This window comes from Pseudomonas sp. R38(2017), assembly GCF_002112395.1.
Taxonomy (GTDB): Bacteria; Pseudomonadota; Gammaproteobacteria; order Pseudomonadales; family Pseudomonadaceae; genus Aquipseudomonas.
This window is the reverse complement of sequence record NZ_NEHN01000003.1, coordinates 400144-416111: the sequence shown is the minus strand read 5'-3', so window position 1 is coordinate 416111 and position 15968 is coordinate 400144. Positions and strand designations below refer to the sequence as shown.

The window sequence follows — 15968 nt, the reverse complement described above, 5'->3', positions numbered from 1 at the left end:
CTGCGGGGGCCAGGATTGCGGATGGACGTGTTCATTTGGGGAAAATCTCCAGCAATCGTGGCGCTATCTTTTCCAGTGGACGGATTTCTACGGCTGCATCGATGGCCGCGGCTGCCTTGGGCATGCCGTACACCGCACTGCTTTGCTGGTCCTGCGCGATGGTCAGATAACCCTGTTGGCGCATGAGCTTAAGCCCTTGCGCCCCGTCGCGTCCCATCCCCGTCAATAAAACCCCTACTGCGTCACCGTTCCAGTAGTTGGCGACGCTTTCGAAAAACACATCGATCGAGGGGCGGTAGATCTCGTTGACCGGCTCGGCGGTGTAGGCCAGCGTGCCGTTCTTGAGTAATCGGATGTGATGATTGGTGCCGGCCAGCAACACTGCGCCAGCCTGCGGCGGCTCGCCTTCCCGGGCCAGGCGCACGTCCAGGCCGCTGGCGCTGGCCAGCCATTCGGCCATGCCGGCGGCGAACACCTGATCGACATGCTGCACCAGCACGATGGCCGCGGAAAAATTGCGCGGCAGGCCCTTGAGCAAGACTTCCAGCGCCGCCGGCCCACCCGCTGACGAGCCGATCGCCACCAGCCGCTGGCGCGACGCCGAACTGCGCGGCATTGTCTGGGCCGGGCGGGCGCGAGCGGTTTTCTCGCCGATCAGCCAGCCGATATTCAGAATCTTGCGCAACAGTGGCGCGGCCGCCTGCTGGGCATTGCCGGCGCCGAGGGCCGGGGTGTCGACTACGTCCAGCGCTCCGTGGCCCATGGCTTCGAACACCCGGTGCACGTTCTGCTGGCGGTCGACCGTGACAATGACGATGGCACAGGGGCTCTCGGCCATGATTCGACGGGTGGCCTCGACACCATCCATTACCGGCATGATCAGGTCCATGAGGATCAGGTCCGGAGTGTTCTCCGCGCACAGGCGCACCGCTTCGGCGCCATTGTTGGCAACCCACACCACCTGATGCGCCGGCTCGAAGGCCAGCGCCCGGCGCAGGGCCTCCACCGCCAGGGGCATGTCGTTGACGATTGCGATCTTCATGCCCGCGCTCCTCCGATGAGCTCAACCACTGCGTCGAGCAGGGCATCGTCATGAAAACTGGCCTTGGCCAGATAATAGTCCGCCCCGGCATCCAGTCCACGGCGACGGTCTTCTTCGCGATCCTTGTAGGACACCACCATCACCGGCAGCGATTGCAGGCGATTGTCGCGGCGCAGCAGCGTCACCAGTTCGATGCCGTCCATGCGCGGCATGTCGATGTCGGTGATCAGCAAGTCGAAATCCTCGGAGCGCAACGCGTTCCAGCCGTCCATGCCGTCTACCGCGACGGCGACGTCGTAGCCACGATTGAGCAGCAACTTGCGTTGCAACTCGCGTACCGTCAGCGAGTCATCAACCACCAGAATCCGTTTGCGCGTGGCCTCTGCGGCCTGATTGCCATGGCGGGCGATACGCTCAAGGCGCCCGGTGTTCAGCAACTTGTCCACCGAGCGCAGCATGTCTTCGACATCGACGATCAACACCACCGAACCATCATCGAGCAAGGCCCCGGCGGAAATGTCCTGCACCTTGCCCAGCCGCTCGTCCAGCGGCAGCACCACCAGCGTGCGCTCGCCGATGAAGCGTTCGACCGCCACGCCGTAGATCGCATCGCGCTCGCGGATCACCACGACTTTCAAGGTGTCGCCGCTGTTCTGGCTGGCCGGACGCTGCAATAACTGACTGGCCGCAACCAGCCCGACATGTCGACCTTCGTGCCAGAAATGCTGGCGGCCTTCGACCTGCACGATGTCGTCCGGCGCCAGGTCGCACATGCGCTCGATGTGCGCCAGCGGGAACGCGTAGGCCTCGTCGCCGACTTCCACCACCAGACTGCGCACCACCGACAGGGTCAGCGGGACTTCGAGGTGGAAGCGACTGCCCTCACCCGCCCTCTGCTCCAGCACCACCGCGCCGCGCAACTGGCGGACCATATGCTGAACGGCATCGAGGCCGACGCCCCGACCGGACACCTCGGTAACTTTGTCCCGCAGACTGAAACCCGGCAGGAACAGGAAGGTCAGCAGCTCTTCTTCACTCAGTTGAGCGGCGGTTTCGACCGGTGACAACTGACGTTCGACGATGCTGCGGCGGACCTTTTCCAGATCCACTCCGTTGCCGTCATCGCTTAACTCCAGCACCAGCAGGCCGGCCTGATGCGAGGCCCGGAGACGGATCAACCCTTCCTCGGGCTTGCCTTTGAGCAGGCGTTCTTCCGGTGTTTCGATGCCATGATCGACCGCGTTGCGCAGCAGGTGAGTCAACGGGGCTTCGAGTTTCTCCAGCACGTCGCGGTCAACCTGGGTTTTCTCGCCCTCGATCTCCAGCCGCACCTGCTTGCCGAGGCTGCGACCGAGGTCGCGCACCATCCGCACCTGACCGGACAGCACATCGGCGAACGGCCGCATGCGGCAGGCCAGCGCGGTGTCATAGAGCACTTGCGCGCGCTGGCTCGCTTGCCAGGCAAACTCGTCGAGTTCGGCGTTTTTTTCCGCCAGCAATTGTTGGGACTCAGCGAGCAGTCGCCGCGCATCTTCCAGCGCCTCTTGAGCTTCAAGGCTCAGGGCATGTTCCTTGAGATGCACGTTGAGACTTTCCAGCGCCCGCAGACCGTTGTTCTGCATGCGCTTGAGGCGCTGCATCGTGGCCAGGTGCGGTTTGAGACGCTGGGTTTCCACCAGGGATTTGCTCGACAGATCGAGCAGGCTGTTCAGACGTTCGGCGGTGACCCGCAGCACCCGCTCGCCACCTTCGGCAGTGCGTTTGCTCTTGCGTGGCACAGGCTCTGGCTCGACTACCTCGACGGGGATTTCAACGGGCGTCGGCTCAACCACTGGCGGTGGCTGAAGCTGCAACTCGGCCATCGGTGGCGCGCTCGGAGCGGTGACAACCACGGCCGGAGCCGCCGGATCGAGCAAACCACCCATCAATGTCACGTAGGCCTCGATGTCCGCTGGTTGCGGGCCATTGGCCGGGGTGGCGATGCGCATCAGCAAATCGGTGCCCTGCAACAGCGCGTCGATATGCTCCGGGCGCAGGAACAGCCGCCCTTCTTGCGCGCTGACCAGACAATCCTCCATCACGTGGGCAACGCTGACGCCGCTGTCGATGCCGACGATCCGCGCCGCACCTTTCAACGAGTGCGCCGCACGCATGCACGACTCAAGCTGATCGGCCTGGGTCGGATTGCGTTCCAGCGCCAGCAGCCCGGCACTCAAGACCTGGGTCTGGGCTTCGGCTTCAAGGCTGAACAGCTCCAGCAGGGAGGCGTCGCGCATTTGCTCGGGGGTCATGTGAGGCTCCGGGAGACGGCGGACAACAGCTGTTCTTCATCCAGCCAACGCAGGCTGCGACCTTTGAAAGGCAACACGCCTCGGGTGTATTTGGCACTGGCCTGCGCCCCGGAACGCGACGCTGCATCGAGGATTCGTTCGTCGATGGCGTGAATCCCGTCGACTTCGTCCACCGGCACCACCACCGGCCCGCCCTTGGCCGCGATGATCAGCATGCGCGGCATGATCCGCGCACCGGTCGCCGGGGTGGCGCTACCGTCGAGATCGAGCAGTTCGACCAGTGACAGGCACGCCACCAGCGCCCCACGCACGTTCGCCACGCCGAGCAAGGCCCGGGAGCGCTGGTGCGGCAGAGAGTGAATCGCCTGCAACGGCGCGACCTCCACCAGACTGTGGGTGGCCAGACCGAGCCATTCTTCGCCGAGGCGGAACATCAGCAGCGAACGGGTTTTCAGCTCGGTCTCGACCTGGATCGCCACCGGATCGCGTTCGTCCTGCTGCAACGCATAGCGGTCGAGCAGCCGTGTGGCGGCGGCGGAATACACCGCGCAATTGCGGCAGTGAATGTGTTCTTCCAACAGCGGGCAGGACTTGTCGCCGTGGATGCCGATGCGATTCCAGCAATCGTCGATGGCCCGGGCGTCTTCGTGGGTGACGTTCAAGGTGTCGGACGGGATCATCGTTTACGCTCACTGTCGGCGGTGCGGCCGCTGCGGGCGGCGCGCTCCTGCAATCGTCTGGCACCGGCCGTGTCGCCCTGGGCCTGCAGCAACCCGGCCAGGTGCATCAAAGCTTCGGCGTGTTGCGGTTCGAGGTACAAGGCCTTGCGGTAAAAACCCTGAGCTTCGAGAGCACTGCCGGCGACGTCGCTGAGCAGGCCTAACCAGTAAAAAACCTGAGCCACCGGCTCATGGCTGCGCAGATACTGTTCGCACGCAGCGCGGGCCTCGGCACTTTTGCCTTCGTTGGCCAGGGCGGCGATATTGGCCAGCAAGGTCGTGGCGTCGGGATTCGGGCTTTTGACGGTGGCGGGCAACGGTGTCACAGCGGCAAACGGCCGGTTGCGCACGGGCGGCGGTGGCGTGCTGCGCACCGGCTGGCGCACGGGCAAAGGCGTCGGCATGGCAACCGGCATTGGCAACGGCGCGGGTTGCGGATCGCTGTGGCGACTGAACGCGAAAGACTGTGGAATCCCGATCGAACGCATGCCCAACCGTCCGAGCAGACTGCCCTCGGCAGGGCCGATAAACAGCACGCCATCGACATGGGTCAGGCGCTTGAGTACGGCAAACACCTGTTGCTGGGTCGGCTGATCGAAATAGATCAGCAGGTTGCGGCAGAACACGAAATCGAACGGTGGCTCGCTGGCCAGCAGCGTCGGATCCAGCACATTGCCGACCTGCAAACGCACCTGTTCACGCACGTTTTCATTCAGGCGATAGCCTTCGTCCTCCGGCATGAAATGCAGTTCGCGAAACGCCAGTTCCTGGCCGCGAAACGAATTCTTGCCGTACAGCGCCCGCCGCGCCTTGTCCACCGACAGAGGGCTGACGTCCATGCCATCAACCTTGAACTGATGGGGCTTGAGGCCCGCATCGAGTAACGCCATGGCAATCGAATAAGGTTCTTCACCGGTGGAACACGGCAAGCTGAGGATGCGCAGCGCCCGCATGTTGTTCAGTTCGGCCAGGCGTTTGCGCGCCAGTTTGCCCAAGGTGGCGAAGGATTCCGGGTAACGGAAAAACCACGTCTCGGGGACGATCACTGCCTCGATCAGCGCTTGCTGTTCGTCCCGCGAACCTTGCAGCGTTTGCCAATATTCATCGGCCGTGACCATCTGCGACAGGATGATGCGCTGGCGCACCGCTCGCTCGATGATCGCCGGCCCTACCGAAGCAACATCGAGACCGATGCGTTCCTTGAGGAAATCGAAGAAGCGCTGGTCGCTGCTCATGGCTGCTCCTCAAGCCGCGCCGGATCCAGCGGCGGCGTCGGGAACAACAGCGGGCGCACCGACTCGTCCAACAGATCATTGACTCGAACCCATTGCACCAGGCCGCGAGCGTCTTCGCGCACCGGACCCAGGTACGGCGCCTGACGATTGTCGAGGCCGTACGGCTGGAAATCATCCGGGTTGCAACGCAGGGTGTCGGTGGCCTGTTCGAGAATCAGGCCGAGCCATTGCGAGGGTTGCGAATCGTCGGCGCGGTAATGCACCAGCACCAGTCGCGTGCTGGTACGCGCTTCGGCAGGCTGGCCGAACGTCAGGGCACTGAGGTCGATCACCGGCACCACCGAGCCGCGATAGGCGAACACCCCCGCCACCCAGTACGGCGCCCGGGCAATCGGTTTCAGCGGCAGGCGTGGCAGCACCTCCGCCACTTCCGTTGCGCGCAGAGCGTAGCGTTCGTTGCCGATGCGAAACAGCAGGAACAACGCCTGCTTCGCCACCGGTGCAGCGCTGCGTTTGGCGATGATTTCGCTCATCAGACTTTGAATCGCGAAACGCCGCTGCGCAGGCCCACGGCCACCTGGCTCAGTTCGTCGATGGCGAAACTGGCCTGACGCAACGACTCGACCGTCTGGCTGCTGGCATCACCCAGTTGCACCAGCGCGTGATTGATCTGCTCGGCACCGGTGGCCTGGGCCTGCATGCCTTCGTTGACCATCAACACTCGCGGCGCCAGCGCCTGCACCTGATGAATGATCTGCGACAGCTGCTCGCCGACCTGCTGCACTTCGGCCATGCCGCGACGCACTTCTTCGGAGAACTTGTCCATGCCCATCACCCCGGCGGACACCGCCGACTGGATCTCGCGGACCATCTGTTCGATGTCATAAGTTGCAACAGCCGTCTGATCCGCCAGACGTCGGACTTCGGTGGCGACCACGGCAAAACCGCGACCGTACTCGCCGGCCTTCTCCGCTTCGATCGCGGCGTTCAGGGACAGCAGGTTGGTCTGGTCGGCGACCTTGACGATGGTCACCACCACCTGATTGATGTTGCCGGCCTTCTCGTTGAGGATCGCCAGTTTGGCGTTCACCAGATCCGCCGCGCCCATCACCGAATGCATTGTGTCTTCCATGCGCGCCAGGCCTTGCTGCCCGGAACCGGCCAGCACCGAGGCCTGATCGGCAGCGGTGGACACTTCGGTCATGGTGCGCACGAGGTCACGGGAGGTCGCCGCGATCTCGCGGGACGTCGCGCCGATTTCGGTGGTGGTCGCGGCGGTTTCGGTGGCGGTGGCCTGCTGTTGTTTGGAGGTGGCGGCGATCTCGGTCACCGACGTGGTGACCTGCACCGACGAGCGCTGGGCCTGGGACACCAGCGAGGTGAGCTCGGTCATCATGTCGTTGAAGCCGGTTTCCACCGCGCCGAACTCATCCTTGCGCTCGAGGTTCAAGCGGCTGCTGAGGTCACCGGTGCGCATGATTTCGAGGATCTCTACGATGCGATTCATCGGCGCCATGATTGCGCGCATCAGTAGCAGACCGCAGAATCCGGCGGCCAGCACGGCCACCAGCAGCGAGACGAACATGCTGACCTTGGCTGCCGCCACCGCGTCGTCGATGTTGGCCATGGCCTGGTCGGCGACTTTCTTGTTCTCGCCGATGATGTCGTTGAGTTTCATGCGCCCGCCGACCCAGGCCGGGGTCAGTTTTTCGTTGAACAGCTTGACCGCATCGGCTTCCAGATTGCGTTTGTGCAGATCCAGCACGGCGTCCTGGATCTTCATGTAGTTGTCGTGATCCTTTTCAAACGCGGCGAACTCGATCCGGTCCTCGTCGGTGCTCACGGTGTTGCGGTAGTTGGCCATCTGCTCCTGAAGACGTTTCTCGAAGGACTGGTAGTCCGCCGCATCTTCACTGCTGACGCCCTGCCCCTCCTTGAGCCCCAGCAGTTCCTGGGTTTGCAGGTAACTGTCGACCCAGGCGCCACGAATCATCGAGCTGTAATAGACGCCGGGAATCGCGTCGTCACGGACGCTGTTTTCACTGGCTTCAATCTTCAGCAGCCGAGAGTAAGAGACGACCACCATCAGCAACATGATGGCGATAATCACCGCAAAGCTCGCCAAAATGCGTTGGCGCAACGTCCAGTTCTTCACAGTCAGTCCTCGGGGCCAGGTCGAAATGCGGGGGAGTATAGCTGAGGGCGGTGTTTCATTTATAAGACGGTTTGCCGCGCTCAGGTCTTCCGATGGTAAACGGGATAGGCTCTGGATAAGGACTTTCAAGGAATCGGTAGGCGGGGTGCCAGTGGCGCAATGGCAAAAAGGGGCGATGGATTGGACATTCCCGACAAATCCTTCGCCTCATTGCCTGCTTCAGTGCGGCCGCCTCACACCGCAGGTCGCGTGTTTTTCAAAGAACCCTGCAATCGTGAATTGATGGCTCGCCCCAGAGTGACGCAGGGTTTCTCCAGCAGTGAGTAACTGACGCCGGCCAGAGTGAGTGTCGCCAGCACGTAGATCAGAAACACCCACACGCTGAATCCAGCCTGCAGGTTGGTGATATGAGCAGCCCACTCCAGAAAGAACGGATGCACCAGATACACCGAATAACTGACAGTGCCCAGCCATGTCAGGCTTCTGATGGTATTGCGCATATACAGGCTGGTGGTCATGGCGAAAGCCATTCCCGCCAGATAGCTCAGCAGATAGGCGTACGGATTCTCGTTGTGCCCATAGCCGATGTTATAAGCCAGCACGCAAATGAACGGCAGCAACACAATGAACAGCGCGACCCAACACCAGATGAAACGGCGCACCTGCGAGCTGGCCTGACCCAGACTGGCCTCCCGCCAAAAACTGCCGAAGAACATGATCGACAGGCACAAGGGCAGTGCTACGGGGATTTTCTTCGCCAGGTAGAACCGGGCAATGGCGAAGATCAATGCCAGCACCAACAACCCGACCGCTGCCGTGAAACGCACGCTGACACGCCCCAGCAGCCCCACGCCAAACAACGCTGCGCAGGCGATATAGAAGAGCATTTCGATGATCAGCGTCCAGTAGACGCCGAATAGATCCGGGGTCTTGAGGATCGCCTGGAACATCGTCATGTTGATCAGCAGCGTCGCCAGCGGAACCTCGGTCGACAGAAACCAGTGCGAGCTCAGGACTGCCAGCAGGATGGAAAACCAGTAGGCCGGGTACAACCTGAAAAACCTCGAAACAGCGAAAGCCGTCAGCGCACGCCGCCCCTCCTTCAGGCTGTAGGGGATGACCATCCCGCTGAGCAGAAAGAAAATCACCACCCCGACTTGCCCAAGGTTCACGTAGGTGAAGAACAATGTGTCCTTGAGCGGTGTTCTCTCGATGAAGTGAGCAACCACGACCAGCATCGCCGCGATGCCCCTCAAGGCATCCAGATGCATCAGTCGATGCTGTCCGGCGAAGGATAATGTTTTCAATGGGCTCAAGCGCTCATCTCCGCCGACGACAAGTTGGCTCCATTGCTGGCACTCTTTCTCGCGAACCGCGCATCCAGGGCAGCATTGATACGCCTCCCTAACCCTATGGAACGTTTCTCGATCAGGAAGTAACAAAGCGTCGAGAGGACAAGCGTACCCAAGCAATAAAGAATAAAAACAGAAAAATCGAAACCGTCCTGCAAGTTAACCGTCGAGTCAGCCAACTCCAGGAAGAATGGATGGATCAAATAGATCGAATAGCTGATCGCCCCCAAGAAAACAAGCACCCGATTGTCCAGTTTCAATACAGTCGTGATCACCATAAAGAACACCAATGCAGAAAAATAGCTGCCTGTATAGTTCCAGGCATTTTCTCCCAGACCTTGATCAACATCGTAGGCCAACAACGCAATTATCGGAAATGCAATAACAAATACAATAATCCAGATGACACTGTATTTTTTTGCCATCGGCTCGTGATCGATCAGATAGTTCCGCCACACCCCTCCGAACAACATCAATGAAAGTGATGACAATATTCCGACAGGGGCCGGGACCGAATAATAATACCTGCTCGCAGCCCCCACCAGCGAAAGCACCAGCAATGTTATCGCTAACCAGAACCGAACCTTGAGATGCCCCAGCAACCCCATCCAGCACAGGGCAACGCACAGCGCGTAAAAAACCAGCTCTACAAATAAGGTCCAATACACGCCGAACAGGTTGGAATAACCCATCATCGTTTGAACCATGGTGATATTCGCCAACACTCTTCCCATAGCCAGTTCACCCTGGACAAAGCAGGTAATCGCGAAGCAGGCCAGTATTATCGAGAACCAATAGGCCGGGTACAGCCTGAAGAATCTTGAAAGTATGAAGCGTCTTGTTTTTCCAGGACCTTCCTTGAAACTGAACGGAATCACGAAGCCACTGATCATGAAAAACACCACAACACCGAACTGCCCAGGGCGGAAGTAATCAAAAATCACCCAACTGAACAGTGGCGTTCTTTCAATATAGTGAGAAATGACGACAGCCAATGCTGCCAGCGCTCGAACAGAGTCGAGGTAAATCAATCTATTGGTGCTAATCATGTATTTGAAGATTCCCTCTCCAATGAAGAATTGCTCCGTTAACTGAGTTGGCATGTTACCTGATGAGCGCAAAAAAGCGACGGAAGTTAAACTGAGGATTCACCTCGTGACCACAGGTTCTGGTTCATAGTGCAAAAACCCGGTCCTGGCACAACAGTCGCAACCCTTGAGAAACCAACGAGCACTGCATTCGCGGAGGCCAATGGCTTGTCGACATTGACCTCGACGCTATGACGACCTGAAAAAGTTACAGGACCGTTTGCCGCACCTGCTTTTCCAGCTCGATCTTCAACCCCGGCTCAAGCCCGAGCTGCCGCGCCAGTTCATCCAGATAGCTCTTCTCCATGAAGTTCTCCTCATCCACCATCATCACGCTCGCCACGTACATCTCGGCGGCCATTTCCGGTGTGCTTGCCGCGCGAGCGACGTCGGTGGGGTCGAGGGGTTTGTTGAGTTCGGCGTGGAGCCAGTGTTTGAGTTCCTGATCGTTGTCGAGTCGGGTGAACTCGCCTTCGATCAGTTGGCGTTCGCGGTCGTCGATGTGGCCGTCGGCTTTGGCGGCGGCGACCAGGGCTTTGAGGATGGCCTGGCTGTGTTGTTCGACTTGCGCCGGTGGCAGGCGATCCAGGGTTTGCGGTTCGCTTTGCGGGGCCGTGCCTTTCTGGGCATTCCAGTTGCCGTAGGCTTTGTAGGCGATCACGCCCAGTGCGGCGAGGCCGCCGTAGAGGGCGACTTTACCGCCAACCTTGCGGGCCTTTTTACTGCCCAGCAGCAGGCCCATGGCGCCGGCCGCCAGGGCACCGCCGCCTGCGCCTGACAGCAAGCCGCCGAGTGCGCCGTTACTGGAAGATCCGCCCAGCAAGCCGCCCAAACCACCGGCAGCCGGTTTGTTCTGCGCCCCGCCCGCCTTGTTCTGCAGCAGTTCCTGGCCGGACTTGAGGAGTTGATCGAGCAATCCACGGGTGTTCATGTTCCGTCTCCAAACAGGGGTTATCCGGATCAATAAGGCCCTCAGCCTAGTTCGAAAGTGCCCCGCGCTTGGCCGCGAGTGTGCTTCCAGATGTTGCCTGGCCCGCAGCGGTCATTCGTGAAAATAGATATACACTCGAGGCAATCTATAAAAACCGCCCACCGGGTAAACCTTCCATGATGACCTTGCGTCAGATCCGCCATTTCATCGCTGTGGCCGAGACCGGCTCGATCTCCGCCGCCGCGCAAACCGCGTTCATTTCCCAATCGACCCTGACCCTGGCCATCCAGCAACTGGAGGAAGAAATCGGCGTCAGCCTGTTCAACCGCCACGCCAAGGGCATGACCCTTACCCATCAGGGCCACCAGTTCCTGCGCCAGGCGCACCTGATTCTGGCCACCGTGGACAACGCCAAACGCAGCCTGCAGCAAAGCACCGATCAGGTCGCGGGGCAGTTGATTGTCGGCGTAACCAGCCTGGTGGCCGGTTATTACCTGGCGGATTTGCTGACCCGTTTCCAGCGCGCCTATCCCAACGTCGAGATACGGGTGATGGAGGACGAACGGCCGTACATCGAGCATCTGCTGGTCAGCGGCGAGATCGATGTCGGGGTACTGATCCTCTCCAACCTCGAAGACCGCCATGCCTTGCAGACCGAAGTGCTGACCCACTCGCCGCACCGTTTGTGGCTGCCGGCCCAGCATCCGCTGCTGGAACACGACAGCATCAACCTCGCCGATGTTGCCCGGGAGCCGTTGATTCAGCTGAACGTCGACGAGATGGATCGCAATGCCCAACGCCTGTGGCGCGGCGCCGGGCTGCAACCGAAGATCACCCTCAGAACCGCGTCCACCGAGGCAGTGCGAAGTCTGGTGGCAGCGGGTCTCGGCGTTTCGATCCAGCCCGACATGACTTACCGCCCATGGTCGCTGGAAGGCGACATCATCGAAGCGCGGCCAATTGCCGATCTCAACCAGACTCTCGACGTCGGCCTGGCCTGGCGTCGCGGCACCGCCCGCCCAGCGCTGGTCGATCCGTTCCTGACCGTGGCCCGCGAGCAGCCTCACGGCGGACGCAAGCCATCTATTTAATCGAATGCCACCTTCAGTATTTAGAATTTGTCGACCCCGGAGCCGCGCACTAGTCTTGCTGCATCTATAAGACGGTCGGCTCCCGAAACAGGGAGCAACATGGCCATACAAGAAAAGAGATCACGGAAAATGGCTGGCGCGCAGATCCACATGCATACCGCGTTGCTGATCGACGGCGAACTGGTCGCCGGGCAGGGTTTTGTCGAACCGATCCTCAACCCGGCCACTGGCGAAGTCCTGACCCAGATCGCCGAAGCCAGCACCGAACAAGTCGAAGCCGCCATCCTCGCCGCCCACCGCGCCTTTGCCGAGTGGTCGCGCACCACCCCGCAACAACGCTCCAACCTGCTGCTGGAAATCGCCAACGCCGTCGAGAAACATGCCGACCACCTCGCCCGACTCGAAGCCCTGAACTGCGGCAAGCCGCTGCATCTGGCGCGGCAGGACGATTTGACTGCGACCGTCGATGTATTCCGCTTTTTCGCCGGCGCGGTGCGCTGTCAGACCGGCCAGCTCAGCGGCGAATACGTGCCGGGCTACACCAGCATGGTGCGCCGCGATCCGATTGGCGTCGTCGCCTCGATTGCGCCGTGGAACTACCCGATCATGATGGCCGCGTGGAAGATCGCCCCGGCCCTCGCTGCGGGCAATACGCTGGTGTTCAAGCCGTCCGAGCACACGCCGCTGTCGATCCTGGCACTGGCGCCAGCACTGGCAGAAATCCTGCCGCGCGGGGTGATCAACATTGTCTGCGGTGGCGGAGAAGGCGTCGGCAGTCATCTGGTCGGCCACCCGAAAGTACGAATGGTTTCGCTGACCGGCGATATCGTGACCGGCCAGAAAATCCTCCAGGCCGCTGCCAAAACCCTCAAACGCACGCACCTCGAACTCGGCGGCAAGGCTCCGGTAATCGTCTGCAACGATGCCGACATTAAAGCGGTGGTCGAAGGCGTGCGCACTTATGGTTATTACAACGCCGGGCAGGATTGCACAGCGGCTTGCCGGATCTACGCCCAGACCGGGATTCACGACAAATTGGTGGCTGAACTTGGCGCAGCGGTCAGCAGCCTGCGTTTCGCCGGCAAGCGTGACGCCGACAACGAAATCGGCCCGCTTATCAGTACGCGCCAGCGCGACCGCGTGGCCAGCTTCGTCGAACGCGCCCTAGGTCAGCCGCACATCGAGCGGGTCACAGGCGCAGCAGTGCATTCGGGTGCCGGTTTTTTCTATCAACCGACGCTGCTGGCCGGTTGCAAACAGAGCGATGAAATCGTCCAGCGCGAAGTGTTCGGCCCGGTGGTGACCGTGACCCGCTTCGACGAACTGGCGCAAGCGGTGGACTGGGCCAACGACTCGGAATACGGCCTCGCCTCGTCGGTCTGGACCCAGAATCTGGACAAGGCGATGCAGGTCGCCGCGCGTCTGCAATACGGCTGCACCTGGATCAACAGCCATTTCATGCTGGTCAGCGAAATGCCCCACGGCGGGCTGAAACGCTCCGGTTACGGCAAAGACTTATCCAGCGATTCGCTACAGGACTACAGCGTGGTGCGGCACATCATGGCCCGCCACGGCCAGCATCTCTGACTACGCTAATAACAAGCCGCTGACGGCATGCTCCACCGCGTTCACAACTGCCCCGACCATAATTTAAAGAAGAGGGTTCACCATGTTCGTGCACAAGACCGCACTGTTCAGTGCAATCACCACGGCCCTGCTGGCCAGCGCCAGCCTGCAGGCCGCCGAACCGCTGAAAGCCGTCGGCGCCGGCGAAGGTCAGCTGGATATCGTCGCCTGGCCTGGTTACATCGAACGCGGTGAAAGCGACAAGGCCTACGACTGGGTGACCGGTTTCGAGAAGGAAACCGGCTGCAAGGTCAATGTGAAAACCGCCGCCACCTCCGATGAAATGGTCAGCCTGATGGCAAAGGGCGGTTACGACCTGGTGACTGCGTCGGGCGATGCCTCGCTGCGGCTGATCGTCGGCAAGCGTGTGCAACCGATCAACACCGCGTTGATCCCGAACTGGAAATCCCTCGATCCACGCCTGAAAGACGCGCCGTGGTACGTGGTCAACAAACAGACCTACGGCACCCCGTACCAGTGGGGCCCGAACGTGTTGATGTACAACACCAATGTGTTCAAGACCGCGCCGACCAGCTGGAATGTGGTGTTCGAGGAACAGAACCTGCCCGACGGCAAGCCGAACAAGGGCCGCGTGCAGGCCTACGACGGCCCGATCTACATCGCCGACGCAGCGCTCTATCTGAAATCCACCAAGCCTGAGCTGGGGATCAAGGATCCGTACCAACTGACTGAAGATCAGTACAAGGCTGTGCTGGAACTGTTGCGCGCCCAGCAGAAGCTGATCCACCGCTACTGGCACGACACCACCGTGCAAATGAGCGACTTCAAGAACGAAGGCGTGGTCGCGTCCAGCGCCTGGCCTTATCAGGTCAACGGCCTGATCAACGATAAACAGCCGATCGCCTCCACCGTGCCGAAAGAAGGTGCCACCGGTTGGGCCGACACCACCATGCTGCACGCCGAGGCCAAGCACCCGAACTGCGCCTACAAGTGGATGGACTGGTCGCTGCAGCCAAAAGTCCAGGGTGACGTGGCGGCGTGGTTTGGTTCGTTGCCGGCGGTTCCGGCGGCTTGCCAGGGCAGTGAGTTGCTCGGGGCTGAAGGCTGCAAGACCAACGGATTCGATCAGTTCGACAAGATCGCTTTCTGGAAAACCCCGCAGGCCGAGGGTGGGAAGTTTGTGCCGTACAGCCGGTGGACGCAGGACTACATTGCGATTATGGGCGGCCGCTGACACGCCGCTCCAGCCCGATCGTTCCCACGTCGAGGCGTCGAACCGTCTGCGTGGGAACGCTCCGCGTCCATTCGCATGAGCTGACGCAGAGCGTCACGGGCAGCGTTCCCACGCAGAGCGTGGGAACGATCAATTCGAACACTGTTTTTCAGAAGTCCAGGAAGGGCCGCTGCGACGGCCCTCGCCTTTTTGGAGCACCGCACCATGACGCTTGCAGTCCAGTTCACCAACGTTTCCCGGCAGTTCGGCGAGGTGAAGGCCGTTGACCGGGTTTCCATCGACATCCAGGACGGCGAGTTCTTTTCCATGCTCGGCCCTTCCGGCTCGGGCAAGACCACGTGCCTGCGCCTGATCGCCGGGTTCGAACAACCGAGCGCAGGCTCGATCCGCATTCACGGCGCCGAAGCCGCCGGTCTGCCGCCGTATCAACGCGACGTAAATACCGTGTTTCAGGATTACGCGCTGTTCCCGCACATGAACGTGCTGGACAACGTCGCCTACGGTTTGAAAGTCAAAGGCGTGAACAAGAACGAGCGCCACAAGCGTGCCGAAGAGGCGTTGGACATGGTCGCCCTCGGCGGCTACGGCGCACGCAAACCGGTGCAGTTGTCCGGCGGTCAGCGCCAGCGTGTCGCCCTCGCCCGCGCGTTGGTCAATCGCCCGCGAGTGCTGTTGCTCGACGAGCCGTTGGGCGCTCTCGACTTGAAGCTGCGCGAACAGATGCAGAGCGAACTGAAGAAGCTGCAACGCCAGCTCGGCATCACCTTCATCTTCGTCACCCACGATCAGACTGAAGCGCTGTCGATGTCCGACCGCGTGGCCGTGTTCAACAAGGGTCGCATCGAACAGGTCGACACGCCGCGCACTCTGTACATGAAACCCACCACGACCTTCGTCGCCGAATTCGTCGGCACCTCGAACGTGATTCGCGGTGATCTGGCGCGCCAGCTCAGCGGCCATCCGCAGCCGTTTTCGATCCGCCCGGAACACGTGCGTTTCGCCGAAGGCCCGCTGACCAGCCATGAAATCGAAGTCAGCGGTCTGCTGCACGACATCCAGTATCAGGGCAGCGCCACGCGCTACGAACTGAAGCTGGAAAACGGCCAGACCCTGAGCATCAGCCAGGCCAACAATCAATGGATCGACAGCAGTGCGCAGCACCAGACCGGCCAGCGCATCAGCGCTCGCTGGGCGCGGGAAGCGATGATTGCGCTTCACGACACCGTTGCGAGCGGGGTGTGAC

At 60.9% G+C, this 15968-nt stretch carries 13 protein-coding genes; 4 read left to right on the top strand and 9 right to left on the bottom strand.

The window, feature by feature from the left end:
* Positions 1 to 31: 31 nt before the first annotated feature.
* From CAF87_RS08700 to CAF87_RS08660, 9 genes are all read right to left on the bottom strand, one after another.
* The gene (locus CAF87_RS08700; protein WP_085729775.1) at positions 32 to 1042 is read right to left on the bottom strand and encodes a chemotaxis response regulator protein-glutamate methylesterase; all 1011 of its coding nucleotides are present in this window, start codon (positions 1040 to 1042) and stop codon (positions 32 to 34) included.
* Positions 1039 to 3333 carry a hybrid sensor histidine kinase/response regulator gene (locus tag CAF87_RS08695; RefSeq protein ID WP_085729774.1) on the bottom strand — a complete coding sequence of 765 codons (2295 nt, stop codon included), beginning with the start codon at positions 3331 to 3333 and terminating at the stop codon, positions 1039 to 1041. Before CAF87_RS08695 ends, CAF87_RS08700 begins: the two co-directional genes overlap by 4 nt.
* Complete coding sequence (locus CAF87_RS08690; protein WP_085729773.1) at positions 3330 to 4013, bottom strand: chemotaxis protein CheW; 684 nt, start codon at positions 4011 to 4013, stop codon at positions 3330 to 3332. Before CAF87_RS08690 ends, CAF87_RS08695 begins: the two co-directional genes overlap by 4 nt.
* Positions 4010 to 5287, bottom strand: a complete 1278-nt coding sequence (locus tag CAF87_RS08685) for a protein-glutamate O-methyltransferase CheR (RefSeq protein WP_085729772.1) — start codon at positions 5285 to 5287, stop codon at positions 4010 to 4012. Before CAF87_RS08685 ends, CAF87_RS08690 begins: the two co-directional genes overlap by 4 nt.
* Complete coding sequence (locus CAF87_RS08680; protein WP_085729771.1) at positions 5284 to 5820, bottom strand: chemotaxis protein CheW; 537 nt, start codon at positions 5818 to 5820, stop codon at positions 5284 to 5286. Before CAF87_RS08680 ends, CAF87_RS08685 begins: the two co-directional genes overlap by 4 nt.
* On the bottom strand, positions 5820 to 7442 hold the full coding sequence (locus CAF87_RS08675) for a methyl-accepting chemotaxis protein (RefSeq protein WP_085729770.1): 1623 nt from the start codon (positions 7440 to 7442) through the stop codon (positions 5820 to 5822). Before CAF87_RS08675 ends, CAF87_RS08680 begins: the two co-directional genes overlap by 1 nt.
* Before the next feature lie 233 nt (positions 7443 to 7675).
* Complete coding sequence (locus CAF87_RS08670) at positions 7676 to 8758, bottom strand: acyltransferase (protein WP_256575870.1); 1083 nt, start codon at positions 8756 to 8758, stop codon at positions 7676 to 7678.
* A complete protein-coding gene (locus CAF87_RS08665) occupies positions 8755 to 9843 on the bottom strand; it encodes an acyltransferase (protein WP_170929609.1) in 1089 nt (362 codons plus the stop codon). The genes CAF87_RS08670 and CAF87_RS08665 overlap by 4 nt, the downstream gene beginning before the upstream one ends.
* A gap of 247 nt (positions 9844 to 10090) precedes the next feature.
* Complete coding sequence (locus CAF87_RS08660) at positions 10091 to 10813, bottom strand: tellurite resistance TerB family protein (RefSeq protein ID WP_085729767.1); 723 nt, start codon at positions 10811 to 10813, stop codon at positions 10091 to 10093.
* A gap of 176 nt (positions 10814 to 10989) precedes the next feature.
* Here CAF87_RS08660 and CAF87_RS08655 point away from each other — a divergent pair, with 176 nt between their 5' ends.
* The 4 genes from CAF87_RS08655 to CAF87_RS08640 all read left to right on the top strand — a co-directional run bounded on the left by CAF87_RS08655 (position 10990) and on the right by CAF87_RS08640 (position 15967).
* Entirely contained in the window at positions 10990 to 11904 is a 915-nt protein-coding gene (locus CAF87_RS08655) for a LysR family transcriptional regulator (protein WP_007954670.1), read from the top strand.
* A gap of 99 nt (positions 11905 to 12003) precedes the next feature.
* The gene (locus CAF87_RS08650) at positions 12004 to 13491 is read left to right on the top strand and encodes a gamma-aminobutyraldehyde dehydrogenase (RefSeq protein ID WP_085729766.1); all 1488 of its coding nucleotides are present in this window, start codon (positions 12004 to 12006) and stop codon (positions 13489 to 13491) included.
* A gap of 82 nt (positions 13492 to 13573) precedes the next feature.
* Positions 13574 to 14725, top strand: a complete 1152-nt coding sequence (ydcS, locus tag CAF87_RS08645; RefSeq protein WP_085729765.1) for a putative ABC transporter substrate-binding protein YdcS — start codon at positions 13574 to 13576, stop codon at positions 14723 to 14725.
* Positions 14726 to 14929: 204 nt separating this feature from the next.
* Entirely contained in the window at positions 14930 to 15967 is a 1038-nt protein-coding gene (locus CAF87_RS08640) for an ABC transporter ATP-binding protein (protein WP_085729764.1), read from the top strand.
* Position 15968 lies beyond the last annotated feature (1 nt).

Bases quoted from the DNA above. Each gene is read 5' to 3' on its own strand.
- CAF87_RS08700 (WP_085729775.1), bottom strand. From the start codon at position 1,042: ATGAAGATCGCAATCGTCAACGACATGCCCCTGGCGGTGGAGGCCCTG.
- CAF87_RS08695 (WP_085729774.1), bottom strand. From the start codon at position 3,333: ATGACCCCCGAGCAAATGCGCGACGCCTCCCTGCTGGAGCTGTTCAGC.
- CAF87_RS08690 (WP_085729773.1), bottom strand. From the start codon at position 4,013: ATGATCCCGTCCGACACCTTGAACGTCACCCACGAAGACGCCCGGGCC.
- CAF87_RS08685 (WP_085729772.1), bottom strand. From the start codon at position 5,287: ATGAGCAGCGACCAGCGCTTCTTCGATTTCCTCAAGGAACGCATCGGT.
- CAF87_RS08680 (WP_085729771.1), bottom strand. From the start codon at position 5,820: ATGAGCGAAATCATCGCCAAACGCAGCGCTGCACCGGTGGCGAAGCAG.
- CAF87_RS08665 (WP_170929609.1), bottom strand. From the start codon at position 9,843: ATGATTAGCACCAATAGATTGATTTACCTCGACTCTGTTCGAGCGCTG.
- CAF87_RS08660 (WP_085729767.1), bottom strand. From the start codon at position 10,813: ATGAACACCCGTGGATTGCTCGATCAACTCCTCAAGTCCGGCCAGGAA.
- CAF87_RS08655 (WP_007954670.1), top strand. From the start codon at position 10,990: ATGATGACCTTGCGTCAGATCCGCCATTTCATCGCTGTGGCCGAGACC.
- CAF87_RS08650 (WP_085729766.1), top strand. From the start codon at position 12,004: ATGGCCATACAAGAAAAGAGATCACGGAAAATGGCTGGCGCGCAGATC.
- ydcS (WP_085729765.1), top strand. From the start codon at position 13,574: ATGTTCGTGCACAAGACCGCACTGTTCAGTGCAATCACCACGGCCCTG.
- CAF87_RS08640 (WP_085729764.1), top strand. From the start codon at position 14,930: ATGACGCTTGCAGTCCAGTTCACCAACGTTTCCCGGCAGTTCGGCGAG.